We start from the raw sequence: 22924 nt of genomic DNA on the forward strand, positions 1-22924 counted from the left end.
CAAAATGACGCGGCCGTTATTCCATTCAAATAACTGCAAACATCGTGGTATAAATCCCGTATACTGCGCCTTGGTTAAAACGAAAGAGCAATACATCCATGATAAAAATCGGTCAGTTGAATCACCTCACTGTAGTAAAAGACGTTGAATTTGGCGTGTTTGTGGACGGAGGGCGCGAATACGGCAACATTTTGCTGCCAAAGCGCTATGTCCCTAAAGGCACGCTGGTTGGTGATGAAATTGAGGTGTTCATCTACTTTGATTCAGAAGATGATGTGATTGCAACCACGGAAAAGCCACTCGCACAGGTAGGGCAGTTTGCCAAGTTAAAGTGCATCAGCACAACGCGCGTTGGCGCTTTCCTGAATTGGGGGTTGCCGAAAGACTTGCTGGTTCCATTCAGTGAGCAACGTGTGAAGATGCAGGAAGGGAAAGAGTACCTGGTTTACCTGTATGTTGACAATGCATCAGGCCGTATTGTGGGCACGACCAAATTCAACAAGTTCCTTGATAAAACACCCGCGCGTTATAAGAAAGGCGAGCAGGTGCATGTCACGGTACTGGAAGAAACTGAATTGGGATATAAATGCGCAGTGAACGACGTTCACTCCGGTTTGTTATTCAAGTCAGAAGTGTTCGGCAAACTGTTTATTGGCAAACACCTCAAAGCTTACATTAAGCAAGTGCGTGAAGATGGCAAGATTGACCTGTCCCTGCAAAAGCTGGGCAAGGGGAAAGTTGATGATTTAGCTGAAAAAGTGATTCGTACCCTTGAGCGCAAAGGCGGCTTTCTGCCTGTCAGCGACAAGAGTAGCCCGGATCAGATTTTTGAGCTGTTCCGTACCAGTAAAGCGACGTTTAAGAAGACAATCGGCGGCTTGTATAAAGAACGCCGCATCCGCATTGAGAAAGATGGTATCTATCTCATTAAATAATTGCCGGTTAGTAATAGTGGAAGCCGGAAGGTCGCGTCAGCGGCCTTTATTATTTTTATGGCCTCAAAAAACAGTGAAAGGGTTAGATAAAAAGAGCCCGGAACGATTCCTGTTCCGGGCTTAGGGGAATGGCTCGTAAGAGCCTTGCGCTAACTGGTTAAATGGAGATTTATAACGTTTTAAATCTAGTTGGTGCAAGGCTCTGGTGACGTTTCATCGTTGAGAATTCCACCAACGTTTATTCAACGAAAAGGTTGACGTCCCTAACTAACTCTCTGGGAAGGCCATTTTTGATTCGGTTTCCCACCCATTTTCCAATACCAATAGGTTGCTTGCGGTAGCAGACGATAACTTCTCCTGTTCCCGGCGGGTTTTGTGGCCGAATATCACGTCCCATATACCATTCTTTAGCTTCATCAACTGTCAGTTCAACGCACGTAGACTCATAGCCTTTAGCCAAGGCCATAATGGTTTCATGTTGCCAGCGATACCCTTTTTTGTGGGTTTCTGCGAGTTTCAGGCCTATACGGTCGAATTTTATTTCGGGCAGTATTGCCTCGATGGCAGCAGGAAATATCCAGACTTCTTTATCTCGCAGCCAAACATTGGACGATGCGGGCACACGAAGGCCTAGCGTTTCATCGAGCGCTTTGCACACGGCTTGTGAATCCTTGCTTGATGCTTTTTGGAAAGGGAATTTCCGGGGACGTTTTATCACCATTTCTGAGCCGACACTGGCTGTTTTGCGAAGTTTGGCAACAAAGAAACCTTCACTGTCGAAGATTTGCGGGAAGACATGGAGGAATCCTTCTTCCGTGCATGCCGCTTCAGCACCCTCAAACAAATCGTTTAGCGGCTCGAACTCTACGGCATCACCAAAGGTTTCTTTGATGTAGTGGCAGATATGCTGGTTTTCTTCATGGTTGAGTGTGCAGGTTGAATACACCATGATTCCGCCCGGCTTCAGGGTATGGAATGCACTGACAATCAGATCTTTTTGGGTTTGTGCGATTTCCTGAACCGATTCCAGACTCCAGTTGCTGAATGCATCTGCATCTTTGCGTATGGTGCCTTCACCGGAGCAGGGGGCATCCAGCAATACGGCATCAAACGTTTCAGGCAGCCAGTTACCGAATACCCGGCCATCGTAATTGGTGAGCGCTGCATTCACTACACCACACCGCAACAGGTTAGCATGCAACACTTTCACCCGGCTTGCAGAATACTCGTTGGCGACCAGTACACCGTTGTTATTGAGTGCCGCGGCTATTTGCGTGGTTTTTGACCCTGGAGCGGCTGCCATGTCCAGCACGCAGTTCAGCTCAGTAGTGTTCTGAAGAAGGGCGGTGACAGGAAGCATGGAGCTTGCTTCCTGAATATAGAAAAGTCCTGCCATGTGCTCCGCCGTATTACCCAGTGGCACGACATCCTCGTCATAGTCATCCAGCCAGAAACCGGTGCTACACCAAGGCACCGGAGAAAGTTTCCAGCCCTTCTCATTGGCGCGCTCAAGAAAATCCGCCACGGAAATTTTTAGGGTATTGACGCGGATGCTGCGTCGCAATGGACGTTTGCAAGCCTCGATAAAGTCATTCATGGAAAGGTGAGGAGGCAGGATCTGTTCTATCTGGTTTAAGAATGATGCCGGGATCTTAATGTTTGGGTGCACCTGAAAGGTCTCTTGATGGTGTTGAAGTAATGCCGAAGTGTAAAAAAAATAACGACGGGAAACCAGCGGGAACGGAAGTAGAGAAAGAAAAAGCGCGGAATGGAACCCGCGCTTACGAAGTAGAATTTAAAAATAAGGGATGGCAGTTCGCCAAGACGTCCACTCTTCCTGGGGCGCTTTATGCAGCAGGAAGTGTTGGTCAGAGCGGGCCGGCTTAGCCAGTGTATTACCCGGTGGAGTGGCGAAGGTAATGCCGCCTTTCAATATGCTGTCCAGTGTCCCACTGCGAATATTTGCACCGGTAATACCAATAGATACATCGACACCAGACTGGTTCCAAAACACGGTATTGTTGCGCACCAGATGTTTGTAATCGTCACTGATCTTCACTTCGATCAACACCCGGTCAGCAAAACGCCCCAACCGGACACCTGTGACAGAGCCTACTTCAAAATCCCTGAACAGGATAGGGGTGCCAACAGTCACGGAACCACGGCTTTCGCTCTCCAGCACCAGTGAAAGGCCCCTCGCATATTCGGCGGACTTATGCAGCTGGAAAGACTGCCGTTTGTTGCCTTTTCCCGGCACCACAGAAATGTAGGAGCCGAAAAGAGAATCAAGGTTTTCGGTTTTTGTCAGGCTAAGTGAGGGTTTGGTAACCCAGAAATAGCTGGTGGCACGGGCCAGTTGATCTGCAAATTCTGGGTAAATCATTGCACTGATTGTCACACCATCGGTCTGAAAAGCAGGGGAAAGTTCTGTTATCTCACCGACATTGACACCCTGATATTTGATTTTGCTGCCTATTGTCAGGCCGCTCGCGTCGTCGGCATCAAACGTTAGTTTCAGTCCATAGCTTTGCGCATCAGTAAAGCTGTCATAGAGTTTCCAGTCTGATCCAGCACGGTTTTCGATGCCTTTAATATCACCAAAGGAAATACCACCAGAAACGATGGACTTCAGTGAGCCTGTGTCAATCTTAACGCCACTGAGACCCGCTTCAATCTCAACGCCTGAATGATTCCAGAACACGGTGTTTTCAGTGATCAAATGGCGATAACGGTTTTCAACCTGCACGGTGACTTTTACGCGGGTTTTATCCAGTTCAAAACCTTCAACCTTACCGACAGTGAAATTCTTGTACAGCACTGGGCTGCCTTCTGACACGGAAGGCAGTTTGTCGGCAATCAAGGTGAAGCGTTGGTAACCTTTGATGGCATCTTTGGCGTTTCTCGCCTGAATGTCAGACTTGAACAAAGGGTATTCTGTAAGTGGCTTGTCGTCACCGGTGCTGGTAAAGCTGATAGCCGGTTCGATCATTTGTGCGACGGTAGGAATGCTGAACTCGAGACCCTCGGCGTTAATTTGTCCCGTTGCGCCTCCCAGAATAAAGAAGCGTGAGCCGCCTTTAACCAGATGTTTATGGTCGGGGGAGATAACAAGTTGCATTTTTACGTCTTTATTGCTGAGCACGATGTTTTTAACAAAACCAACCTGAACGCCGCGATAAAGGACGTTGGTACCTTCTTTCAATCCCCAGCTGCTTTCAGACGACACCGTTACCATCAGTGAACGTGGATCCTGTTCAATTAGCGCGTTGTGTGTTACGGCTGTAAAGGTTGTTGCCTCTTCACCTTTCCCGGGTTTGATCGAGAGGGTATTACCGGTAATGAGGTTGGAAAGGCGTTTTACACCGTTTAATGATATTTGCGGCTTTTCAATCAGGAACTCGCTGTCAGATTTAAGCAGCCAGGCCATGGAAGGGTTGATATTGGCTGTCGCCTCGGTTCCGCTGAAATCTTTGTTGAAATGGATGCCGCTGAGTCGGCCAATTTCTAATCCTTGATAGAGAATGGGCGATTCTGGGTTGGTAATGCCGTGATCTTCCGGCAGTTTTATCGTGATTGGCAGACCACGCTCTGTGTCGTTGATAGAGGGGTAGAGCGTAAACAATTCCAAGGGTTGAGCTGCTTCTCCACCTTCTGGCGAGTCAAATGCGATACCACCAGCAATCACCGACGCGAGGTTTTCGATACTCACATCGACACCACTTAAACCAATGTCGGCTTTAATGCCACTCACATTCCAGAATCTACTTTGTTTGGTAACCAATTTGGCATATTCATTTTTAATATTAAGTGACAGTGTCACGTTTTGGCTGTCAGGCGTTAAGCGATAACCAATCACTTCGCCGACGCGGATCTTTTTAAAGTAGACCCCAGAGCCAACACTGATTGAGCCAAGATCAGGCGCTTGAAGTTGGATACGCAGACCGTCGTCGCCAAATGCGTCAACAGGTGGTTCTTCAGCGGCAACAAACGTCGTTTTTTCATTGCCGGTACCGGGTTGGACTGCAATGTAATTACCCGTCACCAGTGCATCAAGACCACTGATGCCAGTGATAGAGGCTCGGGGACGAACCACCCAGAAAACCGTATTCTCACGAAGGATTTTCTTCGCTTCTGGGTAGATTTCAGCTTCGGCAGAAATGCTTTTCAGATCATCAGAAAGTGTCACTTTGCGGATGATACCGACTTCAAGACCTTGATAACGAATCGTTGTTCTGCCTGCCTCAATGCCTTGCGCATCGGTAAAGAAAATTTCTATTCGCTTACCGGCTTCATTGACGGATTTATAGAGAAGCCAGCCTGCAAGGACGAAAGCCAGTAGGGTGAAAATCCAAAGTGGCGAAATGCTCCTATCTTTTTTAATGACAGGATCGTTGACTCGAGAGTCTTCAACATTACTCATACTTATCCCAAATAAGTCGTGAATCCAGGCTTTCAGCAGCAATCATAGTGAGTACCACAACGAGCCCAAAAGCGATGGCACCAGGCCCTGGTGTAAAATCGAGAAGGTTGCCACGGTCAATCAGTGACACCATGATGGCGATAACACAAAGGTCCATCATTGACCATTTTCCAATCCATTTAACAAACCGGTACAGCTTCATACGCAGCTTCCTGCCAGATTCCACCTTAAAGTGGATACAAAGCAGGATGTACGCCAGGCATATTATTTTTATCACAGGCACAATTATACTCGCCGTAAAGATGATAATGGCAATGCCATACATACCTTGTTTAATCAAAGAGGCGACACCGGAAAAAATGGTGTCTTCCAGTCTTTTACCGTTTGTCAGCAATATCGAAATCGGATACAGGTTGGCAGGAAAAATAAACACGACGGCGGCGAGCAATGACGCCCAGGTTTTTTGAAGGCTTTGGTATATCCTATGCTCTACTTTCTTGCCGCAACGGGTGCAATGTTGATGGTGAGCCGACTGCGTGAGTCCACAAAGATTACATCCAATCAGAGCCTCAGAGGCCAGAGGGGCTTCCTCATTTTCATCACGCTGGTTTTGGCTCTCGCCCATTGCGTCCCAATACCGTTTAGGCGAAACCCTTGACAGCAATACGGCTGTTAACACCTGTAGCAACACAAAGCTCAGTAAGCCTGCATCAACGCTGATGTCCGCAAAATCCTGAACTTTAAAACACCCAACGGCTAGGCTGACCAGAAAAACATCAACCATTACCCAGTGGCGGATGACCTTTAAAACTGATGAACTGTAGTACAGAATCCGGGCATTCCTGAATGAGACTGAAATATTGGATACAAGAATAGTGAGCAAGTACAGCAGGGGAGCCACAGCGACGCAAAAAATGACCAATGCACCAACAAAAGGAAAACTTTCCAACAGGATAACACTGCCACTTGTTACCGTCGTTGATAATGGTACACCTAGCAGCTCAATCGAGACCAGCGCGTAAAACTGGGCAGGAAAAAACAGAACCAAAGCAGCTAACGCGAGCGCCAGTTCACCAGACAGGCTGATCGAAGAGTTCTTGATAACACGGGTGCCACAGGATGGACAGCGTGCACAGAAACCTCTTGCGACAGGTACGACGTGTACCAACAGATCGCATGACGTACATTTCAGCACATGCATAGCAGATCTTTCCTCTTATATAAGCATGGTGGTTTTGGTATATATCCAATCCGTAGGAACCTACAGCTTTTTCACGTGCAGAGATGACGGAAAGAAGCCAGAGTGAATCACTTCAACAAATAGGCATCTTAATCAATTCATTAGTGTAGGGCACGTGATTTTTATTCTTGAGTGCCACCAAAAGGGGAGGAAACGGTCAATGCCATGATTGAATAGGTTGCCCATTTTGCCTATCGTAGAGAGTCAGAAAATTTAGGGCGTCGTATCAATATGGAAAACAAAGCGGATTTTTATTCTCTTCTCACCCGCCAGGCGGTTTCTCTCATCCAGAATGAACCCAACCTTATCGCAAACCTGTCAAACATCAGTGCGCTTTTGTTTCAGTCGGTTGACGACATTAACTGGGCTGGATTTTATCTTGATGATGGCAGCGAACTCGTTCTGGGGCCCTTTCAGGGGAAACCTGCTTGTGTGAGGATCCCTTATGGGCGCGGGGTATGCGGACGTGCTTTTTCTAACCGTAGGATTGAACGTGTCGAAGACGTTCATCTTTTCGATGACCATATCGTATGTGATGCAGCGAGCAACTCAGAAATTGTTTCACCCTTGTACCAAGGCGAAAAATGCATCGGTGTATTGGATATAGATTCGCCAAAAAAAGCAAGATTTGATCAAGAGGATGAAACCGGACTCACTTTATTGGTCAGTGAATTGCAAAAACACCTCTAAATTGAAGCTTCTCTGTGGTTTTTCAAGCACAGGTATCTATAATACGCAGCACTTAATTTGTTAACTTGTACACACTCTCTATTGCCGCTATTGAGCAATGAGACAGGAAGAAAAATGGAAAACACTGAAAAACTGGCCAACAGCAAACAAGTCATTGCCTATATCGCTGAACGTTTCCCGCAATGCTTTACTCTTGAAGGGGAGGCTCGTCCTCTAAAAATCGGCATTTTCCAAGACTTGGCAGAGCGTCTTGCTGATGACCCGAAAGTAAGTAAAACTCAACTCCGTGCTGCGTTGCGTCAATATACCTCTTCCTGGCGTTACCTCTACGGCGTGAAAGCAGGTGCAGTTCGTATCGATCTGGACGGAAACGATTGTGGCGAGCTTGAGCAAGAACATATTGACCACGCCCAAACGGCTTTGGCAGAGAGCAAAGCGCGCGCAGCAGAACGTCGTAAGGAGCAAGCGGCGAAAAGTGGTGATAAAAAAGGTGATGCGAAAGCCCAAAAAGCACCAAAATCAAATAAATCAACAGCTAATCCATCAAAACCTCGACCAGCAAAATCAAAAAATACTAAGCTAGAGAAGAAGCCTGCTGAGCCGCGTCGCGAACTCAAGGCTGAAGACATTGTCGTAGGTAAAGATGTCAACGTTAATATGGGTAATGGCAATATGGCTGCCACCATTGTAGAACTCAACAAGGACGAGGTCCGTGTCCGTCTAAGTAATGGCCTGACCATGCTGGTAAAAGCGGAGCACCTCAGCTCGTAAAGGAGATCCCTCGACGCATGATTTGTCGATTTCGCTTTTCCGCGATTGCTGCCAGCTTTTTGCTGGCGGCATCCGCCCATGCCCTTGAGGCCAATTACAACGCTGCTGACTTGCCTACTTTGGTTTCTGAACCCCAGCATGAAACTGCCAGCAAGCGTATTACCCGTCGTTTTGAGAAGTCACATTACAAACAATTCCAATTGGATGATGAGTTCTCCGCCGCCGTATTTGACCGTTATCTCGAAACACTCGACTTTAACCGTCTTTTCCTGACCCAGAAAGAGGTGAATGCATTATCTAAATGGCGATTGAGTTTAGATGAACAACTGCGCTCAGGTGATACGTCTGCGGCCTACGATATCTTCAATGTGTCTCTTCGTAGTCGGTTTGAACGTTACAAATACGCACTGACGTTATTGGACAACGAGATCACGTTCGATGAAAACGAAGAAATGGTGATTGATCGCAGCGAACTCCCTTGGGCAAAGGACGACGCTGAACTCAATGAACTTTGGCGCCAACGCGTTAAAAACGACGCACTAAACTTGAAATTGGCAGGAAAAACCTGGCCAGAGATTAAGGAAACCTTGTCAAAGCGTTATAACAGTGCACTGAAGCGTCTGACACAAACCAAAAGTGAGGACGTTTTCCAGATTTACCTGAACGCATTTGCCAGGGAAGTAGATCCGCACACCAGTTATCTTTCTCCTCGTAATGCTGAGCAATTTCAGTCGGAAATGAACCTTTCACTGGAAGGTATCGGTGCCGTGCTTCAGGCGGAAGATGACTTTACTGTTATTCGCTCACTGGTTGCTGGTGGCCCTGCATCAAAATCTAAAAAGCTTTCTCCAGGTGACCGGATTATCGGTGTGGGCCAGGATAAGGAAAAAGTCGTTGATGTGATTGGCTGGCGTCTTGATGACGTTGTTCAGCTGATCAAAGGACCTAAAGGCAGTAAAGTATTGCTTCAGATCCTGCCTGACGGGGCGAATGCCAAGAGTTACACTGTCACACTCGTGCGTGATAAAATTCGCTTGGAAGATCGTGCCGTGAAATCCGAAGTGATTCAGCAGGGTAAAGACAAGATAGGTGTAATTTCTGTGCCGAGTTTCTATGTTGGTCTTGCGGAAGACACCAAGAAAGAAATCGCCAAACTCAAAGCCGATAAAGTCGCCGGTATTGTTATGGATCTTCGTAATAATGGCGGTGGAGCATTGAGTGAAGCGTCTGCACTGACGGGGCTGTTTATTGAAAATGGCCCGGTGGTGCAGGTACGTGACAGTTATGGTCGGGTAAAAGTTAACAGCGACAGCGACAATGCGGTTTCTTACAAGGGCCCATTAACAGTACTGATTAACCGATACTCAGCTTCAGCATCAGAAATTTTTGCGGCAGCGCTTCAAGATTACGGTCGTGCCGTCATTCTTGGTGAGCAGTCGTTTGGTAAAGGGACAGTGCAGCAACATCGCTCTCTCAACCATATCTACGATTTGTTTGATAAACCTTTGGGTCATGTTCAATACACGATTCAGAAGTTCTATCGGATAGATGGTGGCAGTACACAGCACCTTGGTGTGGTGCCAGACATTGCTTTCCCAACAGCGGTCGATCCGTCAGAAACAGGGGAAAGTGTCGAAGATAATGCACTGCCTTGGGATAGCATTAGCCCTGCCGCTTATCAATCCAGCGACACGTTAAAGAAAATTGTGCCTGCACTGGATCAAAACCACCAGCAACGCATCAAGAATGATGCGGAGTTTGGTTTTATCTTAAGTGATATTGCTGAATATAAAGCTGAGAAAGACAAGAATGTTATCTCCCTGAGTGAGAAAATACGTATTTCTGAGCAACAAGATGCGGATAAAAAACGCCTGGCTAGGTTGAATGACCGCCAGAAAATGCTGGGTAAGAAACCGTTCAAATCGTTAGATGATGTACCTAATGATTATGAAGAACCGGATGCTTATCTTGATGAAGCAGCAGCGATTACTTTGGATCTGGCGAAAAAGCTAAACAGTTAATTTCAAATCCATTGATACACGAAGCGGGCAAATGCCCGCTTTTTTACTATTATACCCAAGCAACCTGAAGATGCTCGAATTCAGGTTGCTTGGGTATAGAACAACTGTATTGCGTTAAAGTGTCATTTCTCTGTGTGAAGCGAATGGATAAATAGGTTGTGGTAAGCATCGATGTGCTAAAAATATCATACTCCCCGGGCGTTATTGTGATATGTGTCTAAAATTATAAGAACAGACCGAAGGGAGATGCCTATGAAAAAATGGATAAGCCTGTTAACCCTGTTTTTCTCTTTATCTTTGCCTGTTAAGGCAACAGATCTGACTCAATTCGACTTTCCTCTATTGCTTGGTGATTGGTATTGGTTTAGCCCTGACCAGCAAGATGCAGAAGGTGCTGACAATCAATATAAAGCCATTACGATTTCTTTTGATTCGGCATATCGTTTTAATGTGAAACTTTTGAAGCGTGATGGTTCGGTCGAGGAGGCGAGAGGCTTCTATGATTTGGATGACAGGACTCTGATGCTCAATGATGATCAAGGTGAGACCCAACACCATGAATATAAATTGAATCACAACCAACTTATGCTTCGAGGTGCAAGCTTTACCAAAATCTTACCCAACAACCTTTCAGGTGCCTGGTATAGCGATGTGATTCAAGGGCTTGATGTTGATGAAAATGTGAGTAAATTGGCGTTGATGCTTCGCCCTGATTTTCTGTTTTCAGTAAGGGTATCAGGCACAGAGGGACAATCCGTGACGCATCGTGGTGTCTACTTTCTTGAAGATGATCATTTGGTTTTGATTTACCGTGGTGGTCAACAAGATTCCCAGTATCAGCTCGACACTGACACACTGACACTCACGAATAGCCAGTTTGGTATGGAAGCAGTATTAAGGCGGCAGAAAGCGCCATAACTGTCAGTAATAAATAGAACACAAATAAGGAAGGGCGCTTGGGCGCCCTTTGTCTTTTCAATTCAGCATCATATAAACCGGATGAACGGTTGAGGATTCATCTGTCTGACATCAAATGTTGAAGGCTTTTTTCAGTGCATCAAGGTAAGACGCGTCCCGGCATATTGATTTACCTGGTTCGTCAGAGATCTTAGCAACAGGTTTGCCATTACAGGTGACCAGTTTAATCACAATGTTGAGTGTCTCTACGCCAGGAAGGTGGCAGGTTAACTGGGTGCCAATACCAAACGACGTGTTTATGCGTCCGGTAAAATGGCTATAAATTGCCAGTGCTTTTTCCAGTGTTAATCCGTCTGAGAAAATCAGTGTTTTCTCGAGCGGATCGATAGCAAGGCTCTCATAGTGGCGAATTGCTTTTTCACCCCATTCAATAGGATCACCGCTATCATGACGAAGGCCGGTAAATTTCTGACTCAGGTTAAGGTTAAAGTCCTTGAGGAAGGCGTCCATATTAATGCAGTCAGTGAGGGCTATGCCCAGCCTGTCTGGGTACTCCTGCAACCAACGGTTCAGGGCGAGCTGTTGGGAGTCGGCTAGATCGCCGGCCAACTGCTGGTGAGCCTGAAACCACTCATGTGCTTGTGTGCCGACAGCGGGAATACCATGTTTTCTGGCCAGAAACAGGTTTGATGTTCCCGAAAAGTGAGAACAGTGGTTCGCCAAGTGTTCCACAATCGCATAGTGAACATCTTTAGAGAAGCGGCGGCGTGTGCCGAAATCCACAAACTGGAAGTCTTCATTCACACTGTCTAATGCCAAAAGTTTCTTCTTGAGTAATTCAACGGCTTGTTCAGGTGTTGAATTAGGGTATTTTGCGTGACAGCGTAACTCACAGATGATGGATAAAAGAGGCACTTCCCACAGGATGATATCAATCCAGCGTCCGTCGATATGAATTGCCAGTTGGTTGTCCTGAATGGAAACAGAGACGTGATCCGCGTTTAGTGAGAAAGTACGCAGAAATGCCAGGTAGTCATCTTGATAGTGACCAAGGCTACGCAGGTAAGCCAGTTCTTCTTCGGTGAAACGTAATTTCGCCAAAGCTTGGATTTCAAATGCTAAACGTTCTTTAAGCGAAACAAGGCTTTCATCGCTTCTGCAATGAAATTCAGCCGAAACTTTCACATCAGGGTAGTGATGGAAAATTGCTTGCTGCATATTCAGTTTGTAGGCATCCGTGTCTAATAATGACGAAATGATTGGAGTAAGCATGCCTGATAAATAACCTTTTGAGTCGGGTTTTGTTTGAACGTTCATTGCTTTCCCAAGCGACAGTGCACTGATTTGGGATCAAGGGAGCAAATTTAACGTCAAATGGCGTTGTTGAGTCAACCTGATTGAGGCTTTTCAGGTGTTATTGTGCGTGAAACCGGCACTTTACAGCCATTGCCTTATGGCTTTTCCGTTTTTAGTGTGACCTAACGTAATGTAAACAGTGCGCGCAGGGAGCTCATCTTTGACGTTGACGGTAGGCTTTCTCTGACTCTGATTAATCGTTGTGGGTAGAGTGATTGTCATTTAAACAATCGTCATATGGCAAAGCGAGTATGAAGCGAGTATCTTAGACGATTATTCTATTTTTATAACAGATGGCGAGTTCGGTTTTGCCCCAACCGTCTGATTACGCTATGCAATACAAGGAATCTGACATGACGCAACAACCTCAGGCCAAATACCGTAAAGATTATAAGGCCCCTGAATTTACGATAACCCATATCGACCTGGATTTTGATTTACATGAGTCTCAGACGCGCGTAATCGCAAAAAGCCGGGTGTCTCAGCAGGTTGCCGGTGCAGATTCGATGGTGTTAGACGGTGAAGGGCTGACACTGAAACGCATAGAAATCAATGGTGAAAGCTGGTCACATTATGAAGAGAGCAAAGAAGGACTTTTGCTTTCGAAACTACCAGCAACCTTTGAGCTGCTGATCGAGACAGAGATTGATCCTTCAGCAAACACATCACTTGAAGGCCTTTACCTTTCAGACGGTGCATATTGTACCCAGTGTGAGGCCGAGGGTTTCCGACGTATTACGTATTATCTGGATCGCCCTGACGTACTGGCAACATTTACCACCAAGATTACTGCTGATAAGTCTGCATTCCCGTTTTTGCTGAGCAACGGTAACAAAATCGGGCAGGGCGAGTTGGAAAATGGCCGCCATTGGGTTCAATGGGAAGATCCTTTCGCCAAACCCAGTTACCTGTTTGCATTGGTGGCGGGTGACTTTGATTTGCTTGAAGATACGTTTACAACCCGAAGTGGCCGAAAGGTGGCACTGGAAATCTTCGTTGATAAAGGCAACCTAGATCGGGCAAGCCATGCCATGGCATCCCTGAAAAACGCTATGCAGTGGGATGAGGAGCGTTTTGATCTTGAGTACGACCTCGATATTTACATGATCGTTGCCGTCGATTTCTTCAATATGGGAGCAATGGAAAACAAAGGTCTGAATGTCTTTAACTCCAAGTATGTTCTGGCCAACTCTGAAACTGCGACGGATACTGATTATCTCGGTATTGAATCTGTTATCGGTCATGAATACTTTCATAACTGGACCGGTAACCGTGTCACCTGTCGCGATTGGTTCCAGCTCAGTCTCAAAGAAGGCCTGACAGTGTTCCGTGATCAGGAGTTTTCTTCAGACCTTGGTTCCCGTGCTGTTAATCGCATCAATAATGTCCGCGTTATGCGTGGTCCACAATTTGCTGAAGACTGCAGCCCAATGGCGCATCCGATCCGCCCTGAAAAAGTGATCGAGATGAATAACTTCTACACCTTGACTGTGTACGAAAAGGGCAGCGAAGTGATTCGGATGATGCATACCTTGCTGGGTGAAGCCAACTTCCAGAAAGGTATGAAACTTTATTTTGAACGCCATGACGGTACCGCAGCGACCTGTGAAGATTTCGTGAAGGCGATGGAAGATGCGTCGGGCATCGATTTGGGTCAGTTCCGTTTATGGTACAGCCAGTCTGGTACGCCTGTTTTGGATGTCTCCAGTGAATACAATGAAAGCGAAAAGACTTTCGCGCTGACAGTGAAGCAGCACACCCCACCAACAGCAGACCAGAAAGAGAAACAGTCTCTTTTGATTCCTTTTGATATTGAACTGTACGATGCGAAAGGTGAGGTTATCGAGTTACGCCGTAACGGAAAGGTGATTGATAACGTCCTGCATGTCACTGACGCAGAGCAAGCATTCGTGTTTGACAATGTGCCGGAAAAGCCCGTTGTTTCTATGTTGCGTGAATTCTCCGCGCCGGTGAAACTCAACGTTGATTACAGCGATGAAGAGTTGGCATTCCTGATGGTTTATGCGCGAAACGAGTTTGCACGTTGGGACGCAGGGCAGATGTTGCTGGCGAAACACATCAAAGCGAATGTGGCACGTGTGCAGCAGGGTAAAGAGGTTGAATTCCCTGACGATGTTGTTGACGCGTTTCGTGGAGTGTTGCTCAACAAAGACTTGGATGTTGCCCTGATTGCCGAAGTGCTGACACTGCCAAGTGAAAACGAAATTGGTGGTTGGTTCGACATCGTCGATGTGGATGCCATCAATAAAGTACGCAATGCCATTAAGCTGCGCCTGGCAACGGCATTAGCGGACGAATTGAGTGCGTTGTACCATACCCTGAAACAAGACAGTTACAGTATTGAACACGCCGCTATCGGTAAACGTGCCTTGCGTAATGTCTGTCTGGGTTACCTTGCCTTACTTCAGGGAGGGGAAGCGCTGGTGTCTGCACATTATGCAGAGTCAAACAACATGACGGACACCGCGGCGGCGCTTGCAGCTGCGAACCATGCAGAACTACCGAATCGCGATAGCCTGATGAAACAGTTCAGTGACAAGTGGCAGCATGATGGCTTGGTGATGGACAAATGGTTTGCACTGCAAGGCTGCAACCCGGCAGCCAATGCACTGGAAAACCTGAAAGCGCAGATGTCTCACCCGGCATTCAGCTTGAAAAACCCAAACCGCACACGTTCACTGGTGGGGTCATTCTGTAATAACAACCCTGTGCATTTCCATGCCAAAGACGGTTCTGGTTATGCTTTCCTGACAGAAATACTGTTAACACTGAATGAATCGAACCCGCAAGTGGCTTCACGGTTGATCGATCCACTGCTGAAATTTAAACGCTTTGATCAAGATCGCCAGAAACTCATGCGTGATCAACTTGAGCATTTAGCGTCGTTGGATAATCTTGCGAAAGATCTTTTCGAGAAAATCAACAAAGCGCTGGAAGTGTAAACTGCATGCTTGCGAAATAATGCCGATTAGGTAATTTAAAAGCCGTCTAAAAGAAGACGGCTTTTTTTATGAAAATGAGAGTCTATTTATTTTCAGTCGATATTGATTACCATCTCTTCCTGCAACACTACAGTGGCGCGGCGTCGACGGTCATTGTAAGAACGGACAATGGGTTAACCCTACAACTGCCCGCATCCAGACTGCGTCCATTCCTCAGTCAACTGGGTGTAAAAGGACGATTTCGCCTGATGGTTGATGAAAACAATCGGTTTAAATCCCTTGAAAAAATAGGTTAAACCGTACGGCAATCACATAACTCAAAAATCGAATCAAATTAACGAATTTTGATGTAACAAATTTATAAAGGACACCATAAACTACTCCATGAGTCGCAAAGACTAATTAACCTCTATACTCATAGCGATTACATAAAAAATATATGGAGTACACCATGACCGCGCGTGACCCTATTGTGCCGGTGTTACTTGAGAAGGTTTATCATCTTATTGCTGAAAAACTGGACAAAACACAACAACCGCTTGTAGAAACTTTGGCAAAAAGGATTTTGGGTCCCATTTCAGATGATGATTTACAGGAACGGAATGAATCCGACCTCTATGGTGCTGTTATCAGCCTATGGCATCATCTCAATACGTTCGAACAAGACAAGATTTTCGTTAAGGTTTTCAATCCGACATTGAGCGGCGATGGATGGCAGTCCACCCACACCATTGTTGAAATCCTGACCCCAGATGCGCCATTCCTTGTTGATTCTGTACGAATGGCACTTAACCGCCTGGACATCGCTTCCCACTTAATGCTTAACGGGCCGTTATCTGTCGAGAAAGATGCGAAGGGCAATGTCACGTCAATTGGCGATAAAAAAGGGGTAATGCAGAGCGTTTTCCACCTTGAAATTGACCGGATGAGTTCGAAAAAGGAGATGTTGGCACTGGAGAAAGAGCTGATAGAAACCTTAAATGACGTGGCATTGATTGTAAACGACTGGCAACCGATGCAGGATAAGATGACATCGGTGATTGAATCAATTAAGAAAGATAAACTGCCCGTCGACAAGTCACTCCAACAAGAAGCGCTGGATTTTCTGGGGTGGATAGCTTCCCACAACTTCACCTTTATGGCGTACAAATATTATGAGCTCAATGCCATTGAAGGTGACTATGAATTGAAAGCCTCAACACAGGAAGGACTGGGGTTAGCGAAAAAGCTCGATCCTAAGCGTCCGGGTTTGAGGTTATCAGAAATGCCGGAATCCGCGCGTGCGACGGCATTGCGTAAAGACCTGTTGGTGATCAACAAAGCTAGCAGTAAATCTCGGGTTCACCGTCCTGCATACATGGATTACATCGGCATTAAATGCTTTGATAAAAAGGGCAATGTGGTGGGTGAGCACCGCTTCCATGGCCTTTATGCCTCTTCAGCGTATAACCAGGCAACTTCGAACATTCCTGCCCTCAAGAATAAAGTTCGCCGGATCCTTGAGACCAGTGGGTATTATGAGGGCTCGCATTCATGGAAAGCGCTGGCCAACATCATTGAAAACTTCCCACGTGATGAATTGTTCCAGGCCAGTGAGGCCGAAATGCTCGATATCGGTATGGGCATTGTACAAGTGCAGGATCGGGATCTGCTGAGAGTATTTGTTCGACGAGACCCGTTTGGCCGCTTTTTATCCTGCATGGTGTATGTCGCGCGAGAGCGATATAACACCGCATTGCGCCGTACCACCCAACGTATTTTGCAGAACTATTTTGGCTCCGACCAAGACGTTGAATTCAACACGTTCTTTTCTGAGAGCCCGTTGGCGAGAACCCATTACATTGTGCGTGTAGAGAACAACAACTTTGACATTGACGTGAAGAAATTGGAGCAAAACCTGACTGAAGCAGCATCAACCTGGGATGATCGCCTGAAAGAAGCGGTGATCACGACGTTTGGCGAAAATCAGGGAACCCCCATCGCCAAACGCTACCTCGGAGCGTTTCCCCGTTCTTATAAAGAAGCTATGTTGCCAGGCTCGGCCGTTGCTGATATTGAGCGTCTTGAAAGCCTGAATGAAGAGAAAAAGCTGGATATGCTTTTTTATCGTCCCCAGGAAGAGCCCAAGGATTCACGTTCCGTTCGTCTGAAATTGTTCCAGAAAGATGAGGCGATTCATCTATCTGACGTGATGCCGATGTTGGAAAACCTTGGTCTGCGTGTGATCGGCGAAGCCCCTTATAAAGTGGAGACAAAGTCTGGTGATACATACTGGATCCTCGATTTTTCAATGCTCCATAATGCACACAGCGGCTTTGTACTCTCTGATGTGCGAGAGCGTTTTCAGGATGCGTTTGCCGGGATCTGGCATGGTAAACTGGAAAATGATGGCTTTAACAGACTGGTTCTGAATGCCGGTTTAAATGGACGTGAAGTCACGATTCTCCGTGCTTACCAGCGTTACATGCGTCAGGTCGCTTTCCCGTTCAGTCAGGCTTACATCGAAGACACGCTGGCTTGTCATTCAAGCTTAGCCCGGTTGCTGGTGGAACTGTTCAGCAGACGTTTCAACCCGAAGAAGAACAGCGAGAAAGAACAGAAGCTCATTATCCAGAAAATTGAAGACGCGCTCGAGAAAGTTGAAAGTCTGGATGATGACCGTATCATCCGCCGTTACATGGAGATGATCCTGGCAACACTTCGTACCAACTTCTACCAAAAAGACAAGGAAACCGGTGAGTGGAAAGAGTATCTCTCTTTGAAACTGCAACCATCGACGATTCCAGAAATTCCGAAACCGATCCCTTTCTTTGAGATTTTTGTTTACTCCCCTGATGTTGAAGGTGTTCACCTGCGTGGCGGTAAAGTGGCCCGTGGTGGCCTGCGTTGGTCAGATCGTCAGGAAGACTTCCGTACCGAAGTACTGGGTTTGGTGAAAGCGCAGCAGGTTAAGAATACGGTTATTGTGCCGGTTGGCGCCAAAGGCGGTTTTGTCTGTAAGAAACAGCATTCATTGAGCAACCGTGATGAGATTTTTGCTGAAGGGCAGCGTTGTTACCGTATCTTTATCCGTGGTTTGTTGGATATCACTGACAATATTGTAGAAGGCGAACTGACGCCGCCGTTGAATGTGGTTCGTCATGATGAAGATGATCCGTATTTGGTGGTTGCTGCTGACAAAGGCACGGCAACATTTTCGGATCTCGCAAACTCCGTATCTGAAGAATATAACTTCTGGTTAGGCGATGCCTTTGCATCCGGTGGTTCTAACGGTTATGACCACAAGGCCATGGGAATTACGGCGAAAGGTGGTTGGGAATCGGTGAAACGCCATTTCCGCGAAATTGGCATCAACTGTCAGGAAACAGATTTTACTTGTGTGGCAATCGGTGACATGGCGGGGGATGTATTTGGCAATGGTATGCTGCTGTCAAAACACATCAGGCTGTTGGCAGCTTTTAACCATATGCATATCTTCATCGATCCGAACCCAGACTCTGCCACATCCTGGGTAGAACGAGATCGCTTGTTCAAAATGCCACGTTCGAGTTGGGAAGATTACAATCCTACGTTGATCTCGAAAGGTGGCGGCGTATTTTCACGTAAAGCGAAGTCGATTGAACTGACACCGGAAATCCAGAAAATGCTGGGTGTCCGCAAACAATCCATGACGCCGAATGAGTTGATCAAACAGATCCTGAAGGCCAAAGTCGATCTGCTCTGGAATGGTGGTATCGGTACTTACGTGAAGGCCGAAACAGAAAGCCATGCAGAAGTTGGTGATCGCGCCAACGATGCTGTGCGTGTTAATGGCAATGAGCTCGGTGCCCGAATTGTCGGAGAGGGTGGCAACCTGGGGATGACCCAACTTGCCCGCATTGAGTACGCCATGAACGGGGGACGAGTTAATACCGACTTTATCGATAACGTGGGTGGTGTTGACTGTTCAGACAATGAAGTCAACATCAAGATCCTTCTCAATGGCTTGGTAGCAGCAGGGGACCTGACCTACAAACAGCGCAACGAACTGCTGGAGCGCATGGAAGATGAAGTTTCAGAGATTGTACTCGATGATGCGTACTGTCAGAGCGAATCTATCTCCGTGACCTGCGAGCAACAAGTTGCCTTGCTGAAAGAGCAGATCCGTTTTATCCACTATCTGGAAAAAGAAGGGAAACTGGATCGTGCTCTGGAATACCTGCCGGATGATGAAACCCTGGCAGAACGGCAACTGCGTGGGATTGGTCTGACCCGCCCTGAAGTTGCTGTGTTGGTGGCTTACGGCAAGATGGTACTGAAAGAGCAACTGGTAATTGAACAAATTACCCAGGATCCACACTTCGGTAAATTATTGCCTGCTTATTTTCCTAAAGAGTTACAACGTAACTATCGGGAAGCGATGGAAACACACCCTCTGCGTAGTGAAATTATTGCTACCAGCCTGGCAAATCAGATGTCTAATGACATGGGTTTCAATTTTATTACCCGCATGCAGGATGAAACCGGTGCGAGTGTAGGAGACATTGCTGCCGCTTATGCGATTGCACGTGAAGTGTTTGATTTTGAAAGGACCTTCGAAGAAATCCGTGAGCTGGACAACCAGCTACCAGCCCAAGTGCAGTATGCACTGATGTTCCGTTGTCGACGTATGATGCGTCGTACTACACGCTGGATTCTGCGCAATCCAATGAAAGATAAAGGGATTGAGGAGCAGGTGGCGTTCTACAAACCTGCGGTTAAGAACCTGGCAGACAATCTGGATGCATATCTTGTTCCGTCGGAAATCGAAGAGCATCAAGAACAGGCCGAGGAGTACATTACACAAGGTGTACCGAAGCCGATTGCTGATAAAATTGTCCGCTTGACCAGCTTATATGCTGGCCTGGATTTGGCTCAGGTTTCCGAGCAAATGGAGAAACCATTCGATGTTGTTGCAAGGCTTTACTTTGTGTTAGGCGATACGTTGTCATTGCACTGGTTCCTCAAGCAAATCACCAACCAACCAGTAGAAAATCATTGGCAGGCGTTGGCCCGGGCATCGTTCCGTGAAGATCTGGATTGGCAGCAACGTATGCTGACAGCCCACATCCTCGAAGGCATGAATAACGGTGAATCTGCAGAATTGGGATTGGAATCCTGGATGGTAGAGCATGCCGTGAGTTTGGGGCGTTGGGAGAGTATCGTGGCGGAATTTAAAGTGGGTACTGTCCACGAATTTGCGAAATTCTCTGTGGCGTTGCGAGAACTTACGCTTTTAAATTTGAATTAAGACTGCAAAGCGTTAATAATACAGCCCCGTTTATTCGGGGCTTTTTTTGGAGGTTACATGATGTACCGCCTCGCCAGATCGGCGCTTTTTCAGTTAGACCCAGAGCATGCTCATGATCTGGCAATAAAAAACTTTTCTCGTTTCACCGGCACTCCTCTCGATATCTTTTATCGTCAACATCTTCCTCCCCGTCCTGTTCAAGTCATGGGACTCCATTTCAAAAATCCAGTTGGTCTTGCTGCTGGCCTTGATAAAAATGGCGAATGTATTGACGCATTTGGTGCAATGGGGTTTGGTTTCGTTGAAGTAGGAACGGTGACACCACGCCCTCAGGACGGGAATGACAAACCACGTCTGTTTCGTGTTCTGCCTGCCGAAGGCATCATCAATCGCATGGGATTTAATAACCATGGCGTGGATGCGCTGGTAGAAAATGTAAAGAAAGCCAAATACGAAGGTGTTATTGGTATCAACATCGGTAAGAACAAAGACACACCTATCGAGCAGGGTAAAGATGATTACCTGATTTGTATGGATAAGGTCTATGACCATGCCGGTTATATTGCGGTAAACATCTCTTCACCAAACACACCGGGACTGCGTTCTTTGCAATACGGTGAAGCATTGGATGATCTGCTTTCTTCCCTTAAAGCCCGACAGAAAAAATTGACTGAAGAACGCGGTAAATATGTCCCTCTGGCATTGAAGATTGCACCAGACATGGGGGAGGAAGAATTGATACAAGTTGCCGACGCACTGGTTCGTCATGGTATTGATGGTGTGATTGCAACCAATACCACGCTAGACCGTTCACTGGTTGAGGGAATGCCACATGCTCATGAAACGGGTGGGTTGAGTGGCCGTCCGGTTCAAAACAAGAGTACCGAGGTGATTCGCCGTCTACATCAGGAACTGAATGGTAAGCTGCCGATCATTGGGGTGGGAGGGATTGATTCCGTAATAGCTGCCAAAGAGAAAATGATGGCAGGTGCAGAACTGGTACAGGTCTACACGGGGTTTATTTATCACGGCCCACGTTTGGTAAAAGATATTGTTCGAAATATTTAGCCTGAAAAATTAAGTATATAGAAAGGGAGGGGGATTTGTTTCCCCTTTTTTTTTATCCTCGCCCAATTAAACTACCGTATACGGCACTTTTTTTATTACCAATGGTCGCGGACCCAGTCTCGAGTTATCGCAGGAGCGAAAACGATGTTGAAGCCAAGCAATATGTGGAAGTGGTACTTCGATGACGAAGCTCAAACGCTGATGCTGGATTTGGGTCAAGAGATGGTTTTCCGTGTAGCCATTGATAAGAAACATCTCATCCCTGATGCGTTTATCGACACCCCATTTTCAGTCGATGACGCATCACTTTTTCAAACGTACTCAGATGCAGTAAGTGCGTTACCTCTTAGCAGCCCCCGAAAGGCTGAACTTGTTTTGAACGCAGTGGCAGCAAAGCGCTTCCATAAACCGCTTCTACCTAAAAGCTGGTTTTTTCAGGCTCAGGCAGGGAATATCTCTCCGGATATAGGTGCCATTGTTGAGCTGAAAACCGAATACGGCAGCGAAGCCTTCCTGGTGATTGAAAATGCAGGCACAGCATCACTGTGTATGCATGCCAGTGAAACCCCGCTTATGCTGAACGACACTAAAAATATGCGGTTTTGCGAAGCCATAAAAGTAATGAATGATCGGTTATCAACATACCAACAGCAATATGATGACGGCAGTGGTCATTATGCGTTAGTAGGCTGATAGAGCAGTTGTATCAGCCTATTTTTTTCCTTTATCTATAGCATTGTAATAAACACCTCCTATCCCTTCCTTTACCAAACCTAATCCCTCGAATTGCACGCTACCGTGTTTCACCCTTAACCCTCATGATTTATGACAGGAACAGGGTGTATTGATAACACCACCAAAGGCAAACATCCGTACCTGTAAAAACCGGTATTGGCCTGTTCTGTAACAGTGAAAAGGAAGCATTACATCTTTTTGCTTTCCGATTGGGTGCATTAAGAGTAAGAGCGAAAACCTGCAAATGGACACAAAGAAATGCCACAAAATATGATCGGAAAAGGAAAAACAGTGTCCTTTCTTAAAATCAAATAGTGATTTAGATCACGAAATTTAAATCTATTTGACTGCTATTTAAGCATCATTTCCTGGCGTAATCGCCCAGTTTTCTATCCAAACAGTAAACATAACAAGGATGTTTTTCCTCATTTCAAGCACGCCTTCTTGTTTTTATGTATTCTGGTATAGACCAAACTTGTCGCTATTATATCATTCCTTATAAGAAAGAGTGTTCAAATCATCAACACATACATATCCC

Annotated in this window: 14 protein-coding genes; 10 read left to right on the top strand and 4 right to left on the bottom strand. The window is 46.4% G+C overall.

From position 1 onward, the window contains the following. The first annotated feature begins 98 nt into the window (after nucleotides 1-98). Complete coding sequence (locus AC6IB1_RS09320; RefSeq protein ID WP_497568789.1) at nucleotides 99-935, top strand: CvfB family protein; 837 nt, start codon at nucleotides 99-101, stop codon at nucleotides 933-935. Nucleotides 936-1173: 238 nt separating this feature from the next. Here AC6IB1_RS09320 and rsmF read toward each other — a convergent pair whose 3' ends face one another. From rsmF to AC6IB1_RS09335, 3 genes are all read right to left on the bottom strand, one after another. Beyond that, on the bottom strand, nucleotides 1174-2604 hold the full coding sequence (gene rsmF / locus AC6IB1_RS09325; protein WP_497568790.1) for a 16S rRNA (cytosine(1407)-C(5))-methyltransferase RsmF: 1431 nt from the start codon (nucleotides 2602-2604) through the stop codon (nucleotides 1174-1176). Nucleotides 2605-2730: 126 nt separating this feature from the next. Then, a complete protein-coding gene (locus tag AC6IB1_RS09330; RefSeq protein WP_497568791.1) occupies nucleotides 2731-5355 on the bottom strand; it encodes a PqiB family protein in 2625 nt (874 codons plus the stop codon). Next, nucleotides 5348-6556 carry a PqiA/YebS family transporter subunit gene (locus tag AC6IB1_RS09335; RefSeq protein ID WP_497568792.1) on the bottom strand — a complete coding sequence of 403 codons (1209 nt, stop codon included), beginning with the start codon at nucleotides 6554-6556 and terminating at the stop codon, nucleotides 5348-5350. The genes AC6IB1_RS09330 and AC6IB1_RS09335 overlap by 8 nt, the downstream gene beginning before the upstream one ends. A 270-nt stretch (nucleotides 6557-6826) precedes the next feature. Between AC6IB1_RS09335 and msrC the strand changes: the two genes are divergently transcribed. The 4 genes from msrC to AC6IB1_RS09355 all read left to right on the top strand — a co-directional run bounded on the left by msrC (nucleotide 6827) and on the right by AC6IB1_RS09355 (nucleotide 10995). Beyond that, a complete protein-coding gene (gene msrC, locus AC6IB1_RS09340; RefSeq protein ID WP_497568793.1) occupies nucleotides 6827-7285 on the top strand; it encodes a free L-methionine (R)-S-oxide reductase MsrC in 459 nt (152 codons plus the stop codon). A gap of 114 nt (nucleotides 7286-7399) precedes the next feature. Beyond that, on the top strand, nucleotides 7400-8056 hold the full coding sequence (proQ, locus tag AC6IB1_RS09345) for an RNA chaperone ProQ (protein WP_497568794.1): 657 nt from the start codon (nucleotides 7400-7402) through the stop codon (nucleotides 8054-8056). 17 nt (nucleotides 8057-8073) lie between these two features. Next, a complete protein-coding gene (gene prc / locus AC6IB1_RS09350; RefSeq protein ID WP_497568795.1) occupies nucleotides 8074-10077 on the top strand; it encodes a carboxy terminal-processing peptidase in 2004 nt (667 codons plus the stop codon). Nucleotides 10078-10329: 252 nt separating this feature from the next. Beyond that, nucleotides 10330-10995, top strand: coding sequence for a hypothetical protein (locus AC6IB1_RS09355; RefSeq protein WP_497568796.1), 666 nt, complete (start codon nucleotides 10330-10332; stop codon nucleotides 10993-10995). A 111-nt stretch (nucleotides 10996-11106) separates the two neighbouring features. On the opposite strand, the gene pncB is transcribed toward AC6IB1_RS09355, so the two are convergent. Next, entirely contained in the window at nucleotides 11107-12267 is a 1161-nt protein-coding gene (pncB, locus tag AC6IB1_RS09360; RefSeq protein WP_497569123.1) for a nicotinate phosphoribosyltransferase, read from the bottom strand. A 437-nt stretch (nucleotides 12268-12704) separates the two neighbouring features. Here pncB and pepN point away from each other — a divergent pair, with 437 nt between their 5' ends. From pepN to AC6IB1_RS09385, 5 genes are all read left to right on the top strand, one after another. Continuing rightward, complete coding sequence (gene pepN / locus AC6IB1_RS09365) at nucleotides 12705-15314, top strand: aminopeptidase N (RefSeq protein WP_497568797.1); 2610 nt, start codon at nucleotides 12705-12707, stop codon at nucleotides 15312-15314. Between the two features lie 68 nt (nucleotides 15315-15382). Then, nucleotides 15383-15610: a DUF2835 domain-containing protein gene (locus AC6IB1_RS09370; RefSeq protein WP_005505438.1), complete on the top strand. Its 228-nt coding sequence runs from the start codon at nucleotides 15383-15385 to the stop codon at nucleotides 15608-15610. A 155-nt stretch (nucleotides 15611-15765) separates the two neighbouring features. After that, nucleotides 15766-20583, top strand: coding sequence for an NAD-glutamate dehydrogenase (locus AC6IB1_RS09375; protein ID WP_497568798.1), 4818 nt, complete (start codon nucleotides 15766-15768; stop codon nucleotides 20581-20583). Nucleotides 20584-20640: 57 nt separating this feature from the next. Next, nucleotides 20641-21651, top strand: coding sequence for a quinone-dependent dihydroorotate dehydrogenase (gene pyrD, locus AC6IB1_RS09380; protein WP_497568799.1), 1011 nt, complete (start codon nucleotides 20641-20643; stop codon nucleotides 21649-21651). A 144-nt stretch (nucleotides 21652-21795) separates the two neighbouring features. Next, entirely contained in the window at nucleotides 21796-22344 is a 549-nt protein-coding gene (locus AC6IB1_RS09385; protein ID WP_497568800.1) for a cell division protein ZapC, read from the top strand. Nucleotides 22345-22924: the final 580 nt, after the last annotated feature.

This window comes from Grimontia sp. THUN1695 (assembly GCF_059704325.2).

Excerpts from the sequence above, each read along its gene's own strand:
- AC6IB1_RS09355 (WP_497568796.1), top strand. The coding sequence starts at position 10,330 with ATGAAAAAATGGATAAGCCTGTTAACCCTGTTTTTCTCTTTATCTTTG.
- msrC (WP_497568793.1), top strand. The coding sequence starts at position 6,827 with ATGGAAAACAAAGCGGATTTTTATTCTCTTCTCACCCGCCAGGCGGTT.
- pyrD (WP_497568799.1), top strand. The coding sequence starts at position 20,641 with ATGATGTACCGCCTCGCCAGATCGGCGCTTTTTCAGTTAGACCCAGAG.
- AC6IB1_RS09330 (WP_497568791.1), bottom strand. The coding sequence starts at position 5,355 with ATGAGTAATGTTGAAGACTCTCGAGTCAACGATCCTGTCATTAAAAAA.
- pepN (WP_497568797.1), top strand. The coding sequence starts at position 12,705 with ATGACGCAACAACCTCAGGCCAAATACCGTAAAGATTATAAGGCCCCT.
- proQ (WP_497568794.1), top strand. The coding sequence starts at position 7,400 with ATGGAAAACACTGAAAAACTGGCCAACAGCAAACAAGTCATTGCCTAT.
- AC6IB1_RS09385 (WP_497568800.1), top strand. The coding sequence starts at position 21,796 with ATGTTGAAGCCAAGCAATATGTGGAAGTGGTACTTCGATGACGAAGCT.
- AC6IB1_RS09335 (WP_497568792.1), bottom strand. The coding sequence starts at position 6,556 with ATGCATGTGCTGAAATGTACGTCATGCGATCTGTTGGTACACGTCGTA.
- AC6IB1_RS09375 (WP_497568798.1), top strand. The coding sequence starts at position 15,766 with ATGACCGCGCGTGACCCTATTGTGCCGGTGTTACTTGAGAAGGTTTAT.
- prc (WP_497568795.1), top strand. The coding sequence starts at position 8,074 with ATGATTTGTCGATTTCGCTTTTCCGCGATTGCTGCCAGCTTTTTGCTG.
- pncB (WP_497569123.1), bottom strand. The coding sequence starts at position 12,267 with ATGCTTACTCCAATCATTTCGTCATTATTAGACACGGATGCCTACAAA.
- AC6IB1_RS09370 (WP_005505438.1), top strand. The coding sequence starts at position 15,383 with ATGAAAATGAGAGTCTATTTATTTTCAGTCGATATTGATTACCATCTC.
- AC6IB1_RS09320 (WP_497568789.1), top strand. The coding sequence starts at position 99 with ATGATAAAAATCGGTCAGTTGAATCACCTCACTGTAGTAAAAGACGTT.